The sequence below is a fragment of the Chryseobacterium flavum genome, assembly GCF_003385595.1.
GTDB classification, from domain to species: Bacteria; Bacteroidota; Bacteroidia; order Flavobacteriales; family Weeksellaceae; genus Chryseobacterium; species Chryseobacterium flavum.
This window is the reverse complement of record NZ_QNUE01000012.1, coordinates 110345-126028: the sequence shown is the minus strand read 5'-3', so window position 1 is coordinate 126028 and position 15684 is coordinate 110345. Positions and strand designations below refer to the sequence as shown.

Below are 15684 nucleotides of genomic sequence, written 5' to 3'. Positions count from 1 at the left end.
TTCTGAATCAATATTTTATTCTCATGAATAGATTCAACACTGTGCTATTATAATTTATTCATCTACAGCCTAAACCCTCCCTTTCAAATAATCCTGACGAAGATTTTCATCCAGTTTTTCAATGGCATATCTCAGGCAGGTTCTCGGCATTTCTTTATAATATAAGTTCAGGTATGCCAGCAGTTCAGCCTCATTTTTCTGTCCCATTTCCCGCAACAGCCATCCGTTTGCCTTGTGCATAAGATCGTGGCTATGTGTCAGATTTCTTGTTACAAACTCTTTTGTAAGGTGAAAGACTCCCTTCTTTACATAATGCATTGTTCCTACAACAGCAATTCTTTTATGCCACATTTCCTCAGATTCCGAAAGTTTCCTCAGAATTTCTTCTTTCTGATTTTCAAATGCATATCTTCCCAGGATTTTATAACAGCTTGAATCAACTAAATCCCAGTTATTGATGTATGGAAGGTGGCTGAGGTAAAATGTGACTGCTTCATTTTTTATTGCAGGATCTTTTGTCTTTTCAAATTTTGAAATCAGCATAAAAAGCGCCGTCAGTCTATGCTCATGATATTCAGAGGAAAGAAGCTCACTCAGTTCTTCCAGATTTATCTTTGAATAATATTCTTTTGCTACAGATCTCTGATCCGGAACCTTAACTCCAAGGAAAAGATCTCCTTCACCATATTCTCCTTTTCCGGTTTTGAAAAACCTGGGAAAAAATTCGGCTTTTTCAGGGAGCGACAGGACTGCCAGTGCTTCCCGGATCTCTTTCACAATGTGGCTTTCGTTCATAAGCTCATTTTAACATATTATGGAATGGCAGTTAAACCTTTTCATCTGATATGATACCCTCCTGTTCTTCCTCTTCTTTAGCTATCTGCTTAGGATTTGCAACTTTTGCAATGGTAAGCCCCTGGACAATAATAGAAAATACTACTACACAATACGTAATACTAAGAATAATTTCACTGTATTCACCTTTGGGAACAGACATTGCCAGGGCAATTGAAACGCCTCCGCGAATTCCTCCCCAAACGAGCACTTTAACAGTCTGCGGACTAAATCTTGTTCTCAGAGACATAAATTTGGTAGGTCCCCATATGGAAATAAATCTGGCAAGTAAGACCACGATAATCGCCAACAGCCCCGGAATCATAAAATTCTTCAGGTCTTTGATCATCAAAAGTTCAAAGCCTATGAAAAGGAATAGTACCGCATTCAGAATTTCATCAATGAGTTCCCAGAATTTAATAAGATAATCCTGAGTAATTGATTTCATTTTAAATCTGACATTAAAATTCCCCATAAACAATCCTGCAGCTACCATAGTCAACGGTCCTGAAATATGCATTTGTCTCGCAATAAGATACCCTCCCATCACCACAGAAAGTGTTACCAGTACGGAGATAATATAATCATCTACTTCACGCATAAGCCTGGAAGTGATCCAACCCAGAAGTCCACCCAGTAAAATACCGCCACCTGCTTCTCTCAACAATAGTAATCCTATATTTTCAATTCCAAGATCCACTTCTTTTCCTATAGCGAGCTGTAAAACGACGGTAAACACCACAACTGCCATACCATCATTGAAAAGAGATTCTCCTGCTACTTTTGTTTCAAGTGCTTTGGAAACCTTTGCCTGTTTTAGTACGCTTAATACAGCCACCGGATCTGTAGGTGAGATTAGTGCACCAAAAACAAGACAGTAAATAAATGGAAGATTTATTCCAACAAGCGGAAGCAGGTAAAACATTCCGAAACCCACCACAAAAGTAGAGATCACAACTCCTACTGTTGAAAATATCAATACAGGCCTGAACTGCTCTTTCAGGTCATTGATATTAATATGAATCCCTCCCGCAAAGAGAAGAAAATTAAGCATAGCTCCCATCAGGATCTCTGTAAAGTCTATACTTTCCATAAGGTTATTAAGATGACCAAAAGTTTTTGGAAGTGCCACTTCTCCAAACATAACCAGGAAAATAGACACCACAATGGCTATTACCATAATCCCGATAGTACTCGGAAGTTTTAAAAATCTGTAGTTGAGATATGCAAATATAGAAGCAAGAACAATCAATGCTGAAAATGAATAATATAATTCCACTATGTGTTTTTTTAATTTTAAATTTATAGATCTAAATAAAGTACTTTGATATAGGTTTTAACACCATCTTTATCCCAGATATCAAACATCCCGTCTTTGGATGGTTTTGATCCCCTTGTATAATCCTGTCCGATATTCAGAATGTTAAGCAGAATATATTCATCTCCTACGGAATTAACAAGATAGGCTGTTTTTTCTGTTTTTCCGTCCCCCGAACTTTTTATTCCGTCTGTTAACGAACGGAACTGGCTAAGATGATGCATAAAATTGTTTCCGTCTTTCAGAGAATCATAGGATCTCAGGAGAATCAGAAGGATATCCAGATTGGTGGGATCTTTATCATACATCGCCTTACCCTGCCTGATACATTCTTCAAATTTATTTTCTTTAAAGGCTTCCGCCAGATCTTTGAAACTATCATCTGAAGTATATACCCTATCGTTCCTGAAGTTTCTTCCATAGTAAAGATACTGTGATTCAATACTGTCCAAAGATCTTGGAACCCCTTTGTATTTAAATATAAGCTTCTCGTAATTGTAAGGGGAATCTGATGATTTGAGGCTTTTTTCGATAGCCTTCAGATCGATTCTTGATTTTTGGCTGAACCCAAAAACCGAAAACAAAATGAATAAAAGGAAAAAGTAATATTTCATTAACTGTTATTTTCTTCCTCATCGTTATCGAAATACTCGAAGAGAAAATCATTGTATGGGAACCTGGAAATATGGATTTTCATAACCTCATCATAAATCATTCTCTTCATTTCCGGAAAATTTTCTTTTGTCAGAGCAGAAATAAAGACAGTAGGATACTTGGATTTTGCCATCCACGTTTTTTTCCACTCATCCAGAGAAACATTCTTGCGGGTAGCCGGGGTCAGGTCATCTTCATCTTTTTTCTCATAACTGAAGTCATCAATTTTATTAAATACCATGACCATTGGTTTTCTATGGGCATCAATTTCCTGTAATATCTGATTTACTGAAGCAATATGATCTTCAAAACTTTCATGTGAAATATCAACAACATGAATCAGCAGGTCCGCTTCCCTTACTTCATCCAATGTCGATTTAAAAGATTCAACAAGCTGTGTCGGCAATTTCCGGATAAATCCTACTGTATCGGTCAGCAAAAAAGGAAGGTTTCCGATCACCACTTTTCTTACTGTGGTATCAAGTGTGGCAAACAGCTTATTTTCTGCAAAAACTTCTGACTTCGAAAGAGAGTTCATCAAGGTAGATTTTCCTACGTTTGTATACCCTACCAACGCAACCCTTACCATTTTCCCTCTGTTATTTCTTTGTGTAGCCATTTGTTTATCAATGGTTTTCAACTTGTCTTTGAGCAGGGAGATCCTGTCCCGGATGATACGACGGTCGGTTTCAATTTCCGTTTCACCCGGACCTCTCATCCCAATTCCCCCCCGTTGTCTTTCAAGGTGGGTCCACATTCTTGTTAATCTTGGTAAAAGATATTCATATTGTGCCAGTTCTACCTGCGTTCTTGCATAAGATGTTTGAGCCCTTTGGGCAAAAATGTCCAGAATAAGGTTTGTTCTGTCTAATATTTTAACCTCCATCTCCCTTTCAAGGTTTTTAAGCTGGGATGGAGAAAGTTCATCATCAAAAATTACCGTTCCGATCTCATTTTCCTTTACATACTCTTTAATTTCCAGAGCTTTTCCGCTTCCTACAAATGTTCTGGAATCTGGCTGGGATAGTTTTTGAGTAAATCTTTTATCTACTGTTGCTCCTGCAGTATAGGCAAGAAACTCCAGCTCATCCATATATTCCGTTAATTTTTCCTCGTCCTGGTCTTTGGTGATCAAGCCCACCAAAACTGCCCTTTCATAATTATGTTCTTTCTTTTCTAACATTAAGTTCTATCTGTATTTATGATTTTTACAAGATAATATTTTTCAGAAAAAAAACAAAATCAAATTTTATTAAATAACATTTTTTTACAAAATTTAAAATGAAAGTAGGTATTGTTGTTTAAAAATCGATAACTTTATGTAATAATTTACTGATTATTAAATCTTTAAATCAAAAAAATGTTAAAACTAAATTCCAGTGGATCATGATTACCCATATTAGGTGTATGATTATAGATGATGATGAACTGGACAGACTGGTTCTTCAGCATTATATCAAACAGTATGAAAATATTGAAGTTGTCGCCTCTTTTGATTCGGCAGAAAAAGCAATTCCCTACCTTGAGCTACCCATCGACCTCCTGATTACCGAAACTAATTTAAAAGGAATGAGCGGCCTGGAATTCAGAAAGCTGGCACACAAAATACCAGCCTGTATTTTTGTAAGTTCCCATCCTGAAATGGCAGCCTGTGTTTTTGAAATTAATACCCTGGATTTCATTACCAAACCTTTAACCTCTGAACGGTTCCATTATTCCATGCAAAGGCTGTTCGATTTTTTAAAAATAAAGGAAAAATGTGAATGCTATGATGCCATGTTTGGGGAAAGTTTTATAAAAATTAAGGAAGGAGGGAATATTTCTCTCATCAAAAAAACAGATGTTTTATATCTGGAAGCTTTAAAAGATTACACCCGTATCATAACCCTTGAAAAAAAACACTGTATTTTAGATTCATTGGGAAACCTTCTGCGCAAAAGTTTTTTTGATTCTTTTATAAGGATACACCGGAGCTATGCCGTTCCACGTCATCTGATCCGTGGAAAGAACTGTCATGAAATAGAACTGACCCATCATATCAGACTTCCTATCGGCAGAACATACAAAGATAATCTTTCCTTTTTTGAACCCTAAGCAATATCTCTGAACTTTAAAATAATTCACAAAATGCCATTGGTCGATTATTTCTGTCGTTGGTCTATTTTTCTGTAATCAAATTCCAATAGATATTAATTTAGTCTTCCCAAATTTCCCTCTATCTACTAACTTAAAAACTGTTATTCATGAAAAAAAAATTTATTTATTACCTCACCTTGCTTGTATTTCCAACCGCAGCGCTCCATGCACAATCAGCAATTTTGGTTACTGGTGCAAATGCGTCATCGGGTAACGGATCTGTTTCATACAGCATAGGCCAGACGACATATCTTAATAAGGGAACACCAACTCAAGTCCTGGAAGGTGTACAGCAGGGTTTCGAAATTACCACACTTTCTACTCAGGAGTCTTCAACTGATCAGAATGATATCTTAATCTATCCTAATCCTTTTAAAGATTATCTCTATCTGGATTTCACAACAAATGATTACAGAGGATCAGAATATCAATTATTTGATGCTCAGGGAAAACTGATCAAAAAAGACATGATTCTGCAACCCAAATCTGAGCTTAATTTCTCTTCCCTACCTTCTGCGATGTACATTATTAGAATTAACCGGCATGGAGAGAATGTTAAAACCTTTAAAATTATCAAAAAATAATCACCATGAAAAAAATATTATTATTGTCCTGGATTCTGTCAGGCCTTTTTATGGGGCTCTCACAGGTTCCAGAGAAAATGAGTTACCAGGCCGTCATGCGAAGCGGCTCAGGACAGCTACTGATCAATCAGTCTATTGCTGTTAAAGTAAGCATACTGCAGGGCTCTCCTGCCGGCGCCCCTGTCTATTCTGAAAGACTTACCGGTAATACCAATGCTAACGGACTGGCCACCCTTGAAATAGGAACCGGCACAGTTCTTACAGGAACATTTAATACAATTGACTGGCCTTCAGGAAACTATTATTTAAAAACAGAAACTGACCCTAGCGGCGGAACGAACTATACGATAACAGGAACCAGTCAGTTACTGAGCGTTCCCTATGCTATGTATGCCAAATCAGCGGGAAATAGTGGTGGTGCATTTACTATTCCTTATACCAGTGTTGTAAATAACGCTGCTACTCTATTTTCTTTAACCAATGATGGAGACGGTACTTCTTTAGAAGGTAGTAATAATACTGCTACATCAAATATTGCAGCCGTACGGGGGATTGTTACGAGTGCTGCTCCCGGAGGATTTTCTGCAGGGGTCCGGGGTATAAACAACGGAACAGGTGGTTTAGGTGTAGGAGTATATGGAAGCCAGGCCGGAAGCGGATGGGGAGTATATGGTGTAACCCCTAACGGACTTGGGGTATATGGAAATGCCAGTGGAAACGGATATGGAGTATATGCAAACAGTAATACGGGAACCGGTCTGAATGCGACCAGTAACAATGGTATTGCTGCCAATATTTCTATTTACAATAATGCAAACAGCAACAATGTACTTACAGCCTCTACCGTAGGAAACGGAACTGTTGTGAATGTTACCACGACAGGAAACGGAGCCGGAGTACGGAGCTCTACAGGTTCCGGGTTTGGGGTTCATGGCATAACCAGTGCCCTGACTTCTGCCGGCGTTGTAGGTGATAATAATGGAAACGGTGAAGCGGTTGTGGGAAGGACTACCAGTGATATTGCCGGAGCAGTAGTAGGCCGGAATGACGGAGGTGGATATGGTGTAAGAGGGTTTATTGCGACCAATACTTCCGGAACCGGAATAGGGGTTTTTGGACAGGTAGGGTTAAATAACAGTACAGGACGTGCCGGAAGATTTGAAAATCTTAACGCAACCAATACAACCAATAACACCCTTGAAGTTGAAACAAACGGAAACGGAAACATCCCGGACAACACCCAGGGAAATGCAGCATCTTTTCTTGTTAATAATACCAATAGTGTAGCTGCCGCAGTCCGGGGAGAAGTAAAAACAATTTTCGGAAACTTTGGAGCAGCAGCTATATTTGGAGTCTCTTCAGGAACAGGCGGCTTTGCAGGATTATTCCATTCCTCCAATTCATCAGGTAATGGCCCTGCATTGGTTGCCATCAATGATGGAAACGGAAATGCAATCACAGCAAACAGCAGCAAAGACGGAAACGGAGTGGAAACCAATATTGACGGTGGCGGAAATGCGCTCTATGCCTGGGTCCCGACTTTTGCAACAGGACGTGCAGGACGTTTCAATATTTTTAATGAAGCCAATACCAGTGACGTTATAACAGTGACCACCGTAGGAAATGGTATTGCTGGAAACTTTAAAGTAGATAAGGTAACCGGGACCTCTCCTGCAGTAAGGGGGGAAGTAAATTCACAGTTTGCCAACTTCGGAACAGCAGGGATTTACGGGGTCTCATCCGGAACAGGCGGATACGCCGGCTTATTCCACGCCAGCAACCCTGCCGGAAACGGTCCGGCCCTGATTGCTCTTGCTGATGGAAATGGAAATGGAATTACGGCTAATGCCTCTAACTCCGGAGATGGAGTGGAAACCACTGCGGACGGAACAGGAAATGCCCTTTTTGCCTGGGTTCCCAATTTCGGTAACGGAAGGGCCGCTAGACTTGTCAATTTCAATACAGCCAATACCAATCCGGTCCTTACTGTAGAAACCCACAGCACAGGATCAATAGCTGTATTCAAATCCGGAAACCCGGGAACCGTAAATGTAGCCAGAATCAATTCTGCCGGAAGAGGTTTCTTTAACGGAGGTACACAAAACAGCGGTGCCGACGTTGCGGAAGTCTTTGATGTGGAAGGTTCCGTTTCAGAATATGAAACCGGGGATATCCTTGTAATTTCTACAAGTACTGACAGAACCGTAGAAAAATCTTCAAAACCTTATTCTAATCTTGTTGCCGGTGTATATGCCACCAAACCCGGAGTTCTTCTTACTGAAGAACATATAGATGCTGACATTTCAGAAAAGGTTCCGATGGGAGTCATCGGAGTCATTCCTACCAAAGTATGTCTGGAAAACGGAAAAATAAAAAGAGGAGACCTTCTTGTTACTTCCTCAAAACCGGGGGTTGCCATGAAGGCCGACCTTAAAAAAGTGAAAATAGGCCAGGTGATCGGAAAATCCCTACAGGATTATGATCAAAAAGAAATTGGAAAAATTCAGGTATTAGTCAATATAAAATAATCCGTCATGAAAATAGTATACATTACCTCATTATTATTTTTAAGCTCTGTTATATATGCGCAGGAAAGTAATAAACAGGCGGCTCCGGCAGAAGACCAGTCCCAGGTTTTAAAGCAGGCCAAAGAACAGCAAACCAGAATTCTGAAAGAAAACCAGGAAAGCACAGAAAAAACGACAACGGGCACAGCACTGGTTTCAGACCAGGGGCTTGCAGTGAAAAAACAGGAATCTAAACAAAAAGTTCCTGCAGACCATTCAGGAAAGCTGCTGTCTAATACAGTCAGCCTTGAAGAACTAAAAAAAACAATTCCCAACAGACAGGCATCTCGTAATACGACTCATTCTAGGAACACAAATAATACAATCGGGTTACCCAATACTGCTACTCTTGAAGAAATAAAGAAAACGATCCCTAAAAACTGATAACCCTAAAACTAATAACCAATCTAGATTTTTCAAACAAAAGAAGTCCGCTAAATGGCGGACTTTTTATTGATATCTTTAATAATGCGGTTAATCCCAATCGGCAGCAACAAATTTCATTGAATTTCCGCTTTCATCTGACAATGTAAGAAAATGCCCTTCTACAGCGTAGTGGGTCATTGTGTCAAAAATTTTCTGAAAAGAAGTTTCAAGTTCCATATCCTGGCATGCCTTCGTTGTACTGACCCCTTTTGAAATCTTTACTTTTCCACCTTTTTTAAATTCAGCAGTAAAAGACATTCTGTTGCATCCCATATAAGCACTCCCTTGTATTTTACCATTCTCCATTATTCCGGACATGTTGATTTCAGCCTGATGAGCAACCAGCTTATCTTTAGAAAAACCATTGAAAGAAATGAACATCCATTGCCTTTGGAGGGCTGGATTTTTATCAGATATTGCAGAACAGTTCAAAACAATACCCAGAAACAAAACAGCAAAAATTGATAACAGTATTTTTTTCATGTATATTATCATCCCATTTTCATACCAACGCCAGACTGAATCTCATAAAAATTAGTAAATTAGCGACACAAAAATTATTTTATAAAATGAAAAGACTATTTCTACTATTCACTTTCTTATTGAGCTTTGCTCAGATGAGGGCGGATGAGGGGATGTGGCTGCTAATGCTCATCAAAAGACTTAACGGTGTTGATATGCAGAAAGAGGGGTTACATCTGACGCCTGAAGAAATTTATTCAGTAAATAATTCCAGCTTAAAAGATGCTATTGTAAGCTTCGGAGGATTCTGTACTGGAGAAATTGTTTCTGACAAAGGCCTGATTTTTACCAACCACCACTGTGGTTATGGTGCTGTAGCTGCTGCCTCCACACCAGAAAAAGATTATTTGAAGAATGGTTTCTGGGCCATGAAACAAAAAGACGAATTCAACGCAAAAGATCTGTATGTGAGATTTTTAGTAAGAATGGATGATGCTACCCAAAGAATCAATTCCAAGCTAAACAACAACATGACCGGTGCAGAGAGAAAAGCTGTCATTGATGCTGAAACAAAAGCAATTCAGGCAGAAAACTCTGAAAACGGAAAATACACTGTAGTTGTAAAAGACTTCTTCAACGGAAATGAGTTTTATTATTTCGTATATCAGGATTATAAAGATATCAGATTAGTAGGTGCTCCGCCTTCTTCATTAGGAAAATTCGGAGGAGATACAGATAACTGGGAATGGCCAAGACATACTGCTGACTTTACCGTTTTCAGAGTATATGCTGATGCTGCAGGAAATCCTGCTGAATATTCTCCAAGCAACACTCCGTTAAAACCGAAGCATTTCCTTCCTGTTTCTCTTAAAGGAATTAAGCCTGGTGATTTCTCTATGATCCTTGGATATCCCGGAAGAACAAACCGTTACCTGACTTCTTATGGAATTCAGCAAATGGTAAACAAAGATTATCCGGCATGGGTGGAAGCTTCTAAAGTAGCTATGGATGTTATGAAAAAGTACATGGATAAGGATAAGGCTACTCAGCTTAATTATGCTTCTCAGTACGCTTCAGTAGCAAACTACTGGAAAAACAGACAAGGTACGATTGATGCTGTAAACAAAAACGGAACAATCACTGATAAACAAAAGGTTGAAGAGACCTACAAAAAATGGGCTGCAATGCCAGGAAATGATCAGTATAATGGTGTTCTGGAAGATATCGGAGCATATTACACACAGGTTTCAGACAGAAATGTAGAAAGAAACTATGCTGCTCAGTTCTCAAGAAATGCAAAATACATCACCCTTGCTTTACAGGTAGGATCGGCACTTAAAGCATATGCTGCTCAGGATATGCAGGGAAGATTAGCTATGAAAGCTAAAACAGAAGCAGCGATCAAATCTGCTTATGAAAACTTCAATCCTGCTTTAGAAGGAGAAATGCTTGCCGCAATGACCAGTCTTTACCAGGCCAGAGTTAAGAATCCTGAAGTAGCATCTGCTACAATTCTGGGATTGGATGCTAAAACGGTTTCAAACCTTGCTTATTCTTCAATTTTTGCTAACAAAACTTCTGCAACAAATTTCTTACTGAATCCGGATGCATTAAAACTTGATGCTGATCCACTTTGGAAAACAGCAAACGGAATTGTTGCTGATCAGAAAATAAGTACTGAAAGATTTGTTAAAATAGATGATAATTTTGCAAAAAACAACCGTTTATTCCTGGCTGGATTAATGAAAGCTATGCCTGAGAAAAAATTCTATCCGGATGCTAATTCTACCATGAGATTAACATACGGTACAGTAGATAAACTTCCTATCAGAGATGACAGAAACTACTTTGGCGTTACTGATAACTACTATACAGATATGACAGGTCTTGTAGGAAAATATAAAAAAGGTGATGAAGAATTTGATCTTCCTCAAAGAGTGATCGACCTTTACAACCTTAAAGATTTCGGGCAATATGCTGATGCTGCCGGTTATATGCCGGTAAACTTCCTTTCCAACAATGATATTACAGGAGGGAACTCCGGTTCTCCGGTAATCGACGGAGACGGAAACCTTATTGGTATTGCTTTTGACGGTAACAGCGAAGCATTAAGCGGAGATATTGTATTTGAGCCTGAATGGCAGAAAACCATTAACGTAGATGTACGTTTCGTTCTTTGGACCATTGATAAATTTGCAGGTGCAAGAAGATTAATTGACGAATTAAAACTTGTAAGAGGAGAAAACACTCCGGCCGATACAAAAACCAAGAATTCAGGAACGACTGCAACACCTAAGAAAACAAAGAAAAAATAATCTTTTCAGATATATTTTTAAAACCGTGAAATCAAGTTTCACGGTTTTTTTATTTTTGAATTCTAAATATTCCGGATTATGAGCCCTCAAACGATAGAATTTACAGCTGTTATAAAGCAAAACGGAGAAATAAATGCTGCCTATGTAGAGTTTCCCTTTTCTACTGAAGAACTTTTCAACAAAAAAGGACAGGTAAAAGTACAGGTATTGTTTGACAATACGGTGCAATACCGCGGAAGTCTTGCCAAAATGAAATCCAGCTGCCACGTTTTAGGATTAACACAGGATGTTAGAAAACAACTTGGAAAAACTTTCGGAGATGAAGTATTCATTTCTCTTGTTGAAGATAAAGAAGAAAGAATTATTGAAATTGCACAGGATATTGCTATCATATTTGAAAAAAATTCAAAAGCAAAGGAACTTTTCTACAAAATGAGCTACACCCATAAAAAAGAATATATCCGCTGGATCGAAGAAGCAAAAAAACCGGAAACAAGAGAAAACAGAAAAATTAAAATGATTCAGATGATTCTGGATGGGAAAAAAGGAATTTAGACTGGGGCATAATCACTCAGTTCAGCCTTCAGATGCTGGATACCTCCACCATTCGTAATCGTAATGAATCCATCATAATGAGCAACTTTCACACCCAGCTCATTAATTATTTCTTTAAAATATCCTGTATCAGATACTATATTCTCCTGCCATATAAAATTGGCTGACTGCCCCGTTTTATTCCGGAATAACAAAGATCTCAAAGGTCTTTCGGAACCCAAAGACTTAATATCTACTACAGCACTTTCATTTGCAACAAAATCTTTGGTTAATATTGTAAAATTCTCCATAGGTTATTATTTTATTAAAAATAGAGGTAACCTCTTATTCTGATGCAAATATTACCCTGTATAGCGACAAAACTCGACGTATTTTATGAAAGGCAAAGAAAAGCCGGACAACATGATAGATTGTCCGGCTTTAATATGGAATAATGGTTAAGAAATCGGTATTCCAAGATAATTTAAATAGGCATCCAGTATTTTCTTATCAAATACAGGTTCATTAATTCCCGACCCCTCAAGAAATCGGATGACATTTGTGCAATCCCATACATAGGTATTCTGGTAAAGTTCTACCGTTGAAAGCCCTTCATGCATATTATCCCTGAACAGGCTGGTAAGTGGATAAAGACGGTTTTTACTGTCATTTTCCCATTGCTTTCTCCACTCTTTATACGGAAGCGATTTTAATGCAAAAGGATAATATTGATTGATCAGATTAAAGAAGTCTTCCAATGTCAGGTTGGTTTTTGGACTGGCAATCAAGTTAAATTTCTTTCCTATAGCCTGTCTGTTTTTAGTGATATAGGCCATTGATCTGGTCATATAATCTACTGTAATAAGCCCTTCTCTTAACTCTGTAAGTGCCGGATAGGACCTGAATTCAACACAATTCTTCACAAGGCCTGACCACCATTGATAAGGAGCACTTGCTCCTGTCTCGCTATGGCACATTGCATAACCGAGACGATAAGTTATTAATGGTAATCCTTTTTGTGCCGCAAGATCTGCTATTGCCTCCATCACCCATTTACTTCTGACATATCCTATATCTTTGCTGACCGACATCAGGTTTTGGGAAATATCATCTGACTCCAGCATCTCTTTTTTTCCTGTGAATCTGTGCCCCCAACTGTACACTGAGATCGTTGACAATAGAGCCAGACACTTCGTTCTTTCTGCTCCGGCCAATCTGATTATTTCTCTTAATCCTTCTACATTGGGAGCCTTCATATAAGAATACGGTTCAATAAAATTCACGGAGCTTCCGGAGTGATAGATTAAATCAGTTTTTTCAGCTAACATGGTAAATGTTTCACCAGACAAACCTAATGAAGGTAAAGAAAGATCTCCTATAACAGGAATAATTCTTGGTTTCTGTATATTTTTCTGTGAAATATGATACTGCTTGTAACAACGGTCTATCTTTTCCATAGCATGAAACTCATCCTGTGCCCTGACCAGGCAGTAAATATCTGCATTTGTGGTATCAAGCAACTCCTGCAATAAATGTATTCCCACAAATCCGGTGACCCCTGTTAAAAATATTGCTGAAGGGTTTTCCAGCTGTTTTGGATTAAAATCTCCGGCGAATACCGTTCCCGGTGCCAGGTAAACATCTTTCTGTAATTCTACATAAGGTTCCATATCTTCTGCTGCAATGGCCTCCCGGGCTGCTTTGGACCTGGTTATTAAAGTTTCTGAAAGCTGCTGCAACACAGGGTATTGATAAATATCCCTCAGATATACCTTTATCCCAAGTCTGGCTTCTAACGCAACAGCCACTATAGCTACCAACAGGGAATTTCCTCCGATATCAAAAAAATTATCGGTAATATTAATAACCGGTCTTTCCAGTTCCTCGGACCAGATATCAGCAATAACTCTCTCTGTTTCATTAGTCGGCGGCTCAAATGAAACAAGCTCACGGGCCTCTCTGTCGGCGAGGTCTTTCAGAATATGCGTATCTGTTTTACCGTTTGCCGTTATTGGTATTTTATCAATGAATATAATTTGTGCAGGGACCATATACCCTGGCAGTTCTTCTTTTAAGCGGTTCCTGACCAGAGCAACATTTTTTTCTGCACAGGATTCCTGTACGATAAAAGCAACAAGATATTTATTATTACTTCCTGATGAATCTTTTGTAATCACTACTGCTTCCCTTATATTTTCCTGCTGGGCAAGCGTACGTTCTATTTCTCCCAGTTCCACCCGAAACCCCCGGATCTTCACCTGATTATCAATTCGTCCTAAAAACTCAATATCTCCATCCGGATGCCATCGGGCCAAATCACCGGTACGATATAATTTTTCACTTTCGTTAAACGGATTGGTAATAAACTTTTCAGCTGTAAGTTCTTCGTTATTGAGATAGCCCTTAGCCAGCAGCTTCCCACCAATGTATAGTTCTCCAATAGCACCCACCGGAAGGAGTTCCAGCTTTTCTCCCAGAATATATGCCTTAGCGTTTGCTATCGGCTTACCTATTGAAGAAAAATACTGTCCGTTTACATCTTTTACTTTCTTGAAGGTTGCAAATACCGTACATTCTGTAGGCCCATAATAATCAACCAGTTCATAATTCAGTTCAGAAGTAAGTACTGGTTTAAGTTTTTCTCCTCCCGTAAAGAGGTATTTTAATGTGAGATCATTATAGTTTTGAGTTTCTTCTACAACAGCCGGTGCTAAAACAGTTGGTACAAACCCATGGGTAATCTGATTTTTACGGTAAAAATTTACCAGCGCCGAAGAATTTGTTCTTTCTTCATGATCTGCAATAAATACTGTTCCGCCCGAAGTAAGGGCAGACCATACTTCCCAGACAGAAATATCAAAAGCCAATCCTGCAACTACAGTTAGTTTCGAAGTATGATCTACATGAAAATGATGATTATGCCATGTCACAAGATGCTGAATAGCATGATGGGTAATCATTACTCCCTTAGGCTTTCCCGTAGAGCCTGAAGTATAAATCGTATAAGCCAATGCATTATGAGAAATTTTAATATCTACCTGATCCGGCAGATGATCCAAAACATCCATAGGGTCCAGAACAAGAACTTTAATGCTTTCATTGGTTGTCAACAGGGCTCCCAGCAACTGATTGGTAACTATAATTTCAGAAGAGGTATCCGTAAGGATATATTCAACTCTTTTTACCGGATAAGCAGGGTCTATAGGAACATATGCGGCTCCGGCTTTCAATATTCCCAATATTGCTATTGTCCACTCCAGTGAACGGTCAAGCCATACCGGAATATACATTCCTTCCTTTACTCCCTTTGCTATTAAAGCGTTGGCCAGCTGATTGCTTTTTTTATCTAATTCTTCATAAGTTATAGACTGATCCTGACACACTACTGCAATATTTTCAGGATGAAGGCCAGCCTGTTTCCGGAAAAGGGAGACCAGCGTTTCTTCTTCATGATAATCCCATCCTGTCTTATTAAATCTATGCAAAAGTTTTTCTCTGTCTTCAGCAGACAGTAATACTGCAGGACCAAATGGCTGTCCCTCTAATGTTGTTGTTTGGGTTGACATTTCAATAAAAGTTTTTGGGTTAAAAGTTTTTTGTTTTCACAGACCTGATTAATTGTACGATATATTATCAGGAGATCTACATTTTTCCATGCAGAACTATAAACAATGCTATTCACATTATTTATTACAATCTAAAAGAAACATAACAGAATGTGTTATAAAACTACCCAATTAAGGGTAATTAAATAAATTAATTTTTCATAATTAAATATTTTTATCAATTTGGTAATCAAATTTAACATAATAATTTTAGCTATGCGTTACATAATTACAATACAGATCCCACAA

General features: G+C 38.5%; 13 protein-coding genes. 6 read left to right on the top strand and 7 right to left on the bottom strand.

Going from position 1 to position 15684, the window contains the following annotated elements; translation table 11 throughout:
- Nucleotides 1–69 precede the first annotated feature (69 nt).
- From DRF59_RS15085 to hflX, 4 genes are read right to left on the bottom strand one after another with little or no spacing between them, the layout of a single operon-like run.
- Nucleotides 70–795 carry a DNA alkylation repair protein gene (locus tag DRF59_RS15085; protein WP_115961879.1) on the bottom strand — a complete coding sequence of 242 codons (726 nt, stop codon included), beginning with the start codon at nt 793–795 and terminating at the stop codon, nt 70–72.
- Nucleotides 796–826: 31 nt separating this feature from the next.
- Nucleotides 827–2113: a cation:proton antiporter gene (locus DRF59_RS15080; protein ID WP_115961875.1), complete on the bottom strand. Its 1287-nt coding sequence runs from the start codon at nt 2111–2113 to the stop codon at nt 827–829.
- Nucleotides 2114–2136: 23 nt separating this feature from the next.
- A complete protein-coding gene (locus DRF59_RS15075; protein WP_115961871.1) occupies nt 2137–2766 on the bottom strand; it encodes a DUF4919 domain-containing protein in 630 nt (209 codons plus the stop codon).
- The gene (gene hflX / locus DRF59_RS15070; RefSeq protein WP_115961868.1) at nt 2766–3989 is read right to left on the bottom strand and encodes a GTPase HflX; all 1224 of its coding nucleotides are present in this window, start codon (nt 3987–3989) and stop codon (nt 2766–2768) included. Before hflX ends, DRF59_RS15075 begins: the two co-directional genes overlap by 1 nt.
- A gap of 203 nt (nt 3990–4192) precedes the next feature.
- Here hflX and DRF59_RS15065 point away from each other — a divergent pair, with 203 nt between their 5' ends.
- The 4 genes from DRF59_RS15065 to DRF59_RS15050 all read left to right on the top strand — a co-directional run bounded on the left by DRF59_RS15065 (nt 4193) and on the right by DRF59_RS15050 (nt 8477).
- Nucleotides 4193–4900, top strand: coding sequence for a LytR/AlgR family response regulator transcription factor (locus tag DRF59_RS15065; protein ID WP_241505607.1), 708 nt, complete (start codon nt 4193–4195; stop codon nt 4898–4900).
- A 149-nt stretch (nt 4901–5049) separates the two neighbouring features.
- On the top strand, nt 5050–5526 hold the full coding sequence (locus tag DRF59_RS15060) for a T9SS type A sorting domain-containing protein (RefSeq protein WP_115961862.1): 477 nt from the start codon (nt 5050–5052) through the stop codon (nt 5524–5526).
- Between the two features lie 5 nt (nt 5527–5531).
- Complete coding sequence (locus DRF59_RS15055; RefSeq protein WP_115961859.1) at nt 5532–8054, top strand: beta strand repeat-containing protein; 2523 nt, start codon at nt 5532–5534, stop codon at nt 8052–8054.
- Nucleotides 8055–8060: 6 nt separating this feature from the next.
- Nucleotides 8061–8477, top strand: coding sequence for a hypothetical protein (locus DRF59_RS15050; protein WP_115961856.1), 417 nt, complete (start codon nt 8061–8063; stop codon nt 8475–8477).
- A gap of 90 nt (nt 8478–8567) precedes the next feature.
- On the opposite strand, the gene DRF59_RS15045 is transcribed toward DRF59_RS15050, so the two are convergent.
- A complete protein-coding gene (locus tag DRF59_RS15045; protein WP_241505606.1) occupies nt 8568–9002 on the bottom strand; it encodes an META domain-containing protein in 435 nt (144 codons plus the stop codon).
- An 86-nt stretch (nt 9003–9088) separates the two neighbouring features.
- On the opposite strand from DRF59_RS15045, the gene DRF59_RS15040 reads away from it, so the two are divergent.
- A complete protein-coding gene (locus DRF59_RS15040) occupies nt 9089–11296 on the top strand; it encodes a S46 family peptidase (protein ID WP_115961853.1) in 2208 nt (735 codons plus the stop codon).
- 78 nt (nt 11297–11374) lie between these two features.
- The gene (locus DRF59_RS15035; RefSeq protein WP_115961850.1) at nt 11375–11851 is read left to right on the top strand and encodes a YdeI/OmpD-associated family protein; all 477 of its coding nucleotides are present in this window, start codon (nt 11375–11377) and stop codon (nt 11849–11851) included.
- On the opposite strand, the gene DRF59_RS15030 is transcribed toward DRF59_RS15035, so the two are convergent.
- On the bottom strand, nt 11848–12141 hold the full coding sequence (locus tag DRF59_RS15030; protein ID WP_115961847.1) for a hypothetical protein: 294 nt from the start codon (nt 12139–12141) through the stop codon (nt 11848–11850). The genes DRF59_RS15035 and DRF59_RS15030 overlap by 4 nt on opposite strands.
- A 147-nt stretch (nt 12142–12288) precedes the next feature.
- Nucleotides 12289–15396: a non-ribosomal peptide synthetase family protein gene (locus DRF59_RS15025; protein ID WP_115961844.1), complete on the bottom strand. Its 3108-nt coding sequence runs from the start codon at nt 15394–15396 to the stop codon at nt 12289–12291.
- Between the last annotated feature and the right edge of the window lie 288 nt (nt 15397–15684).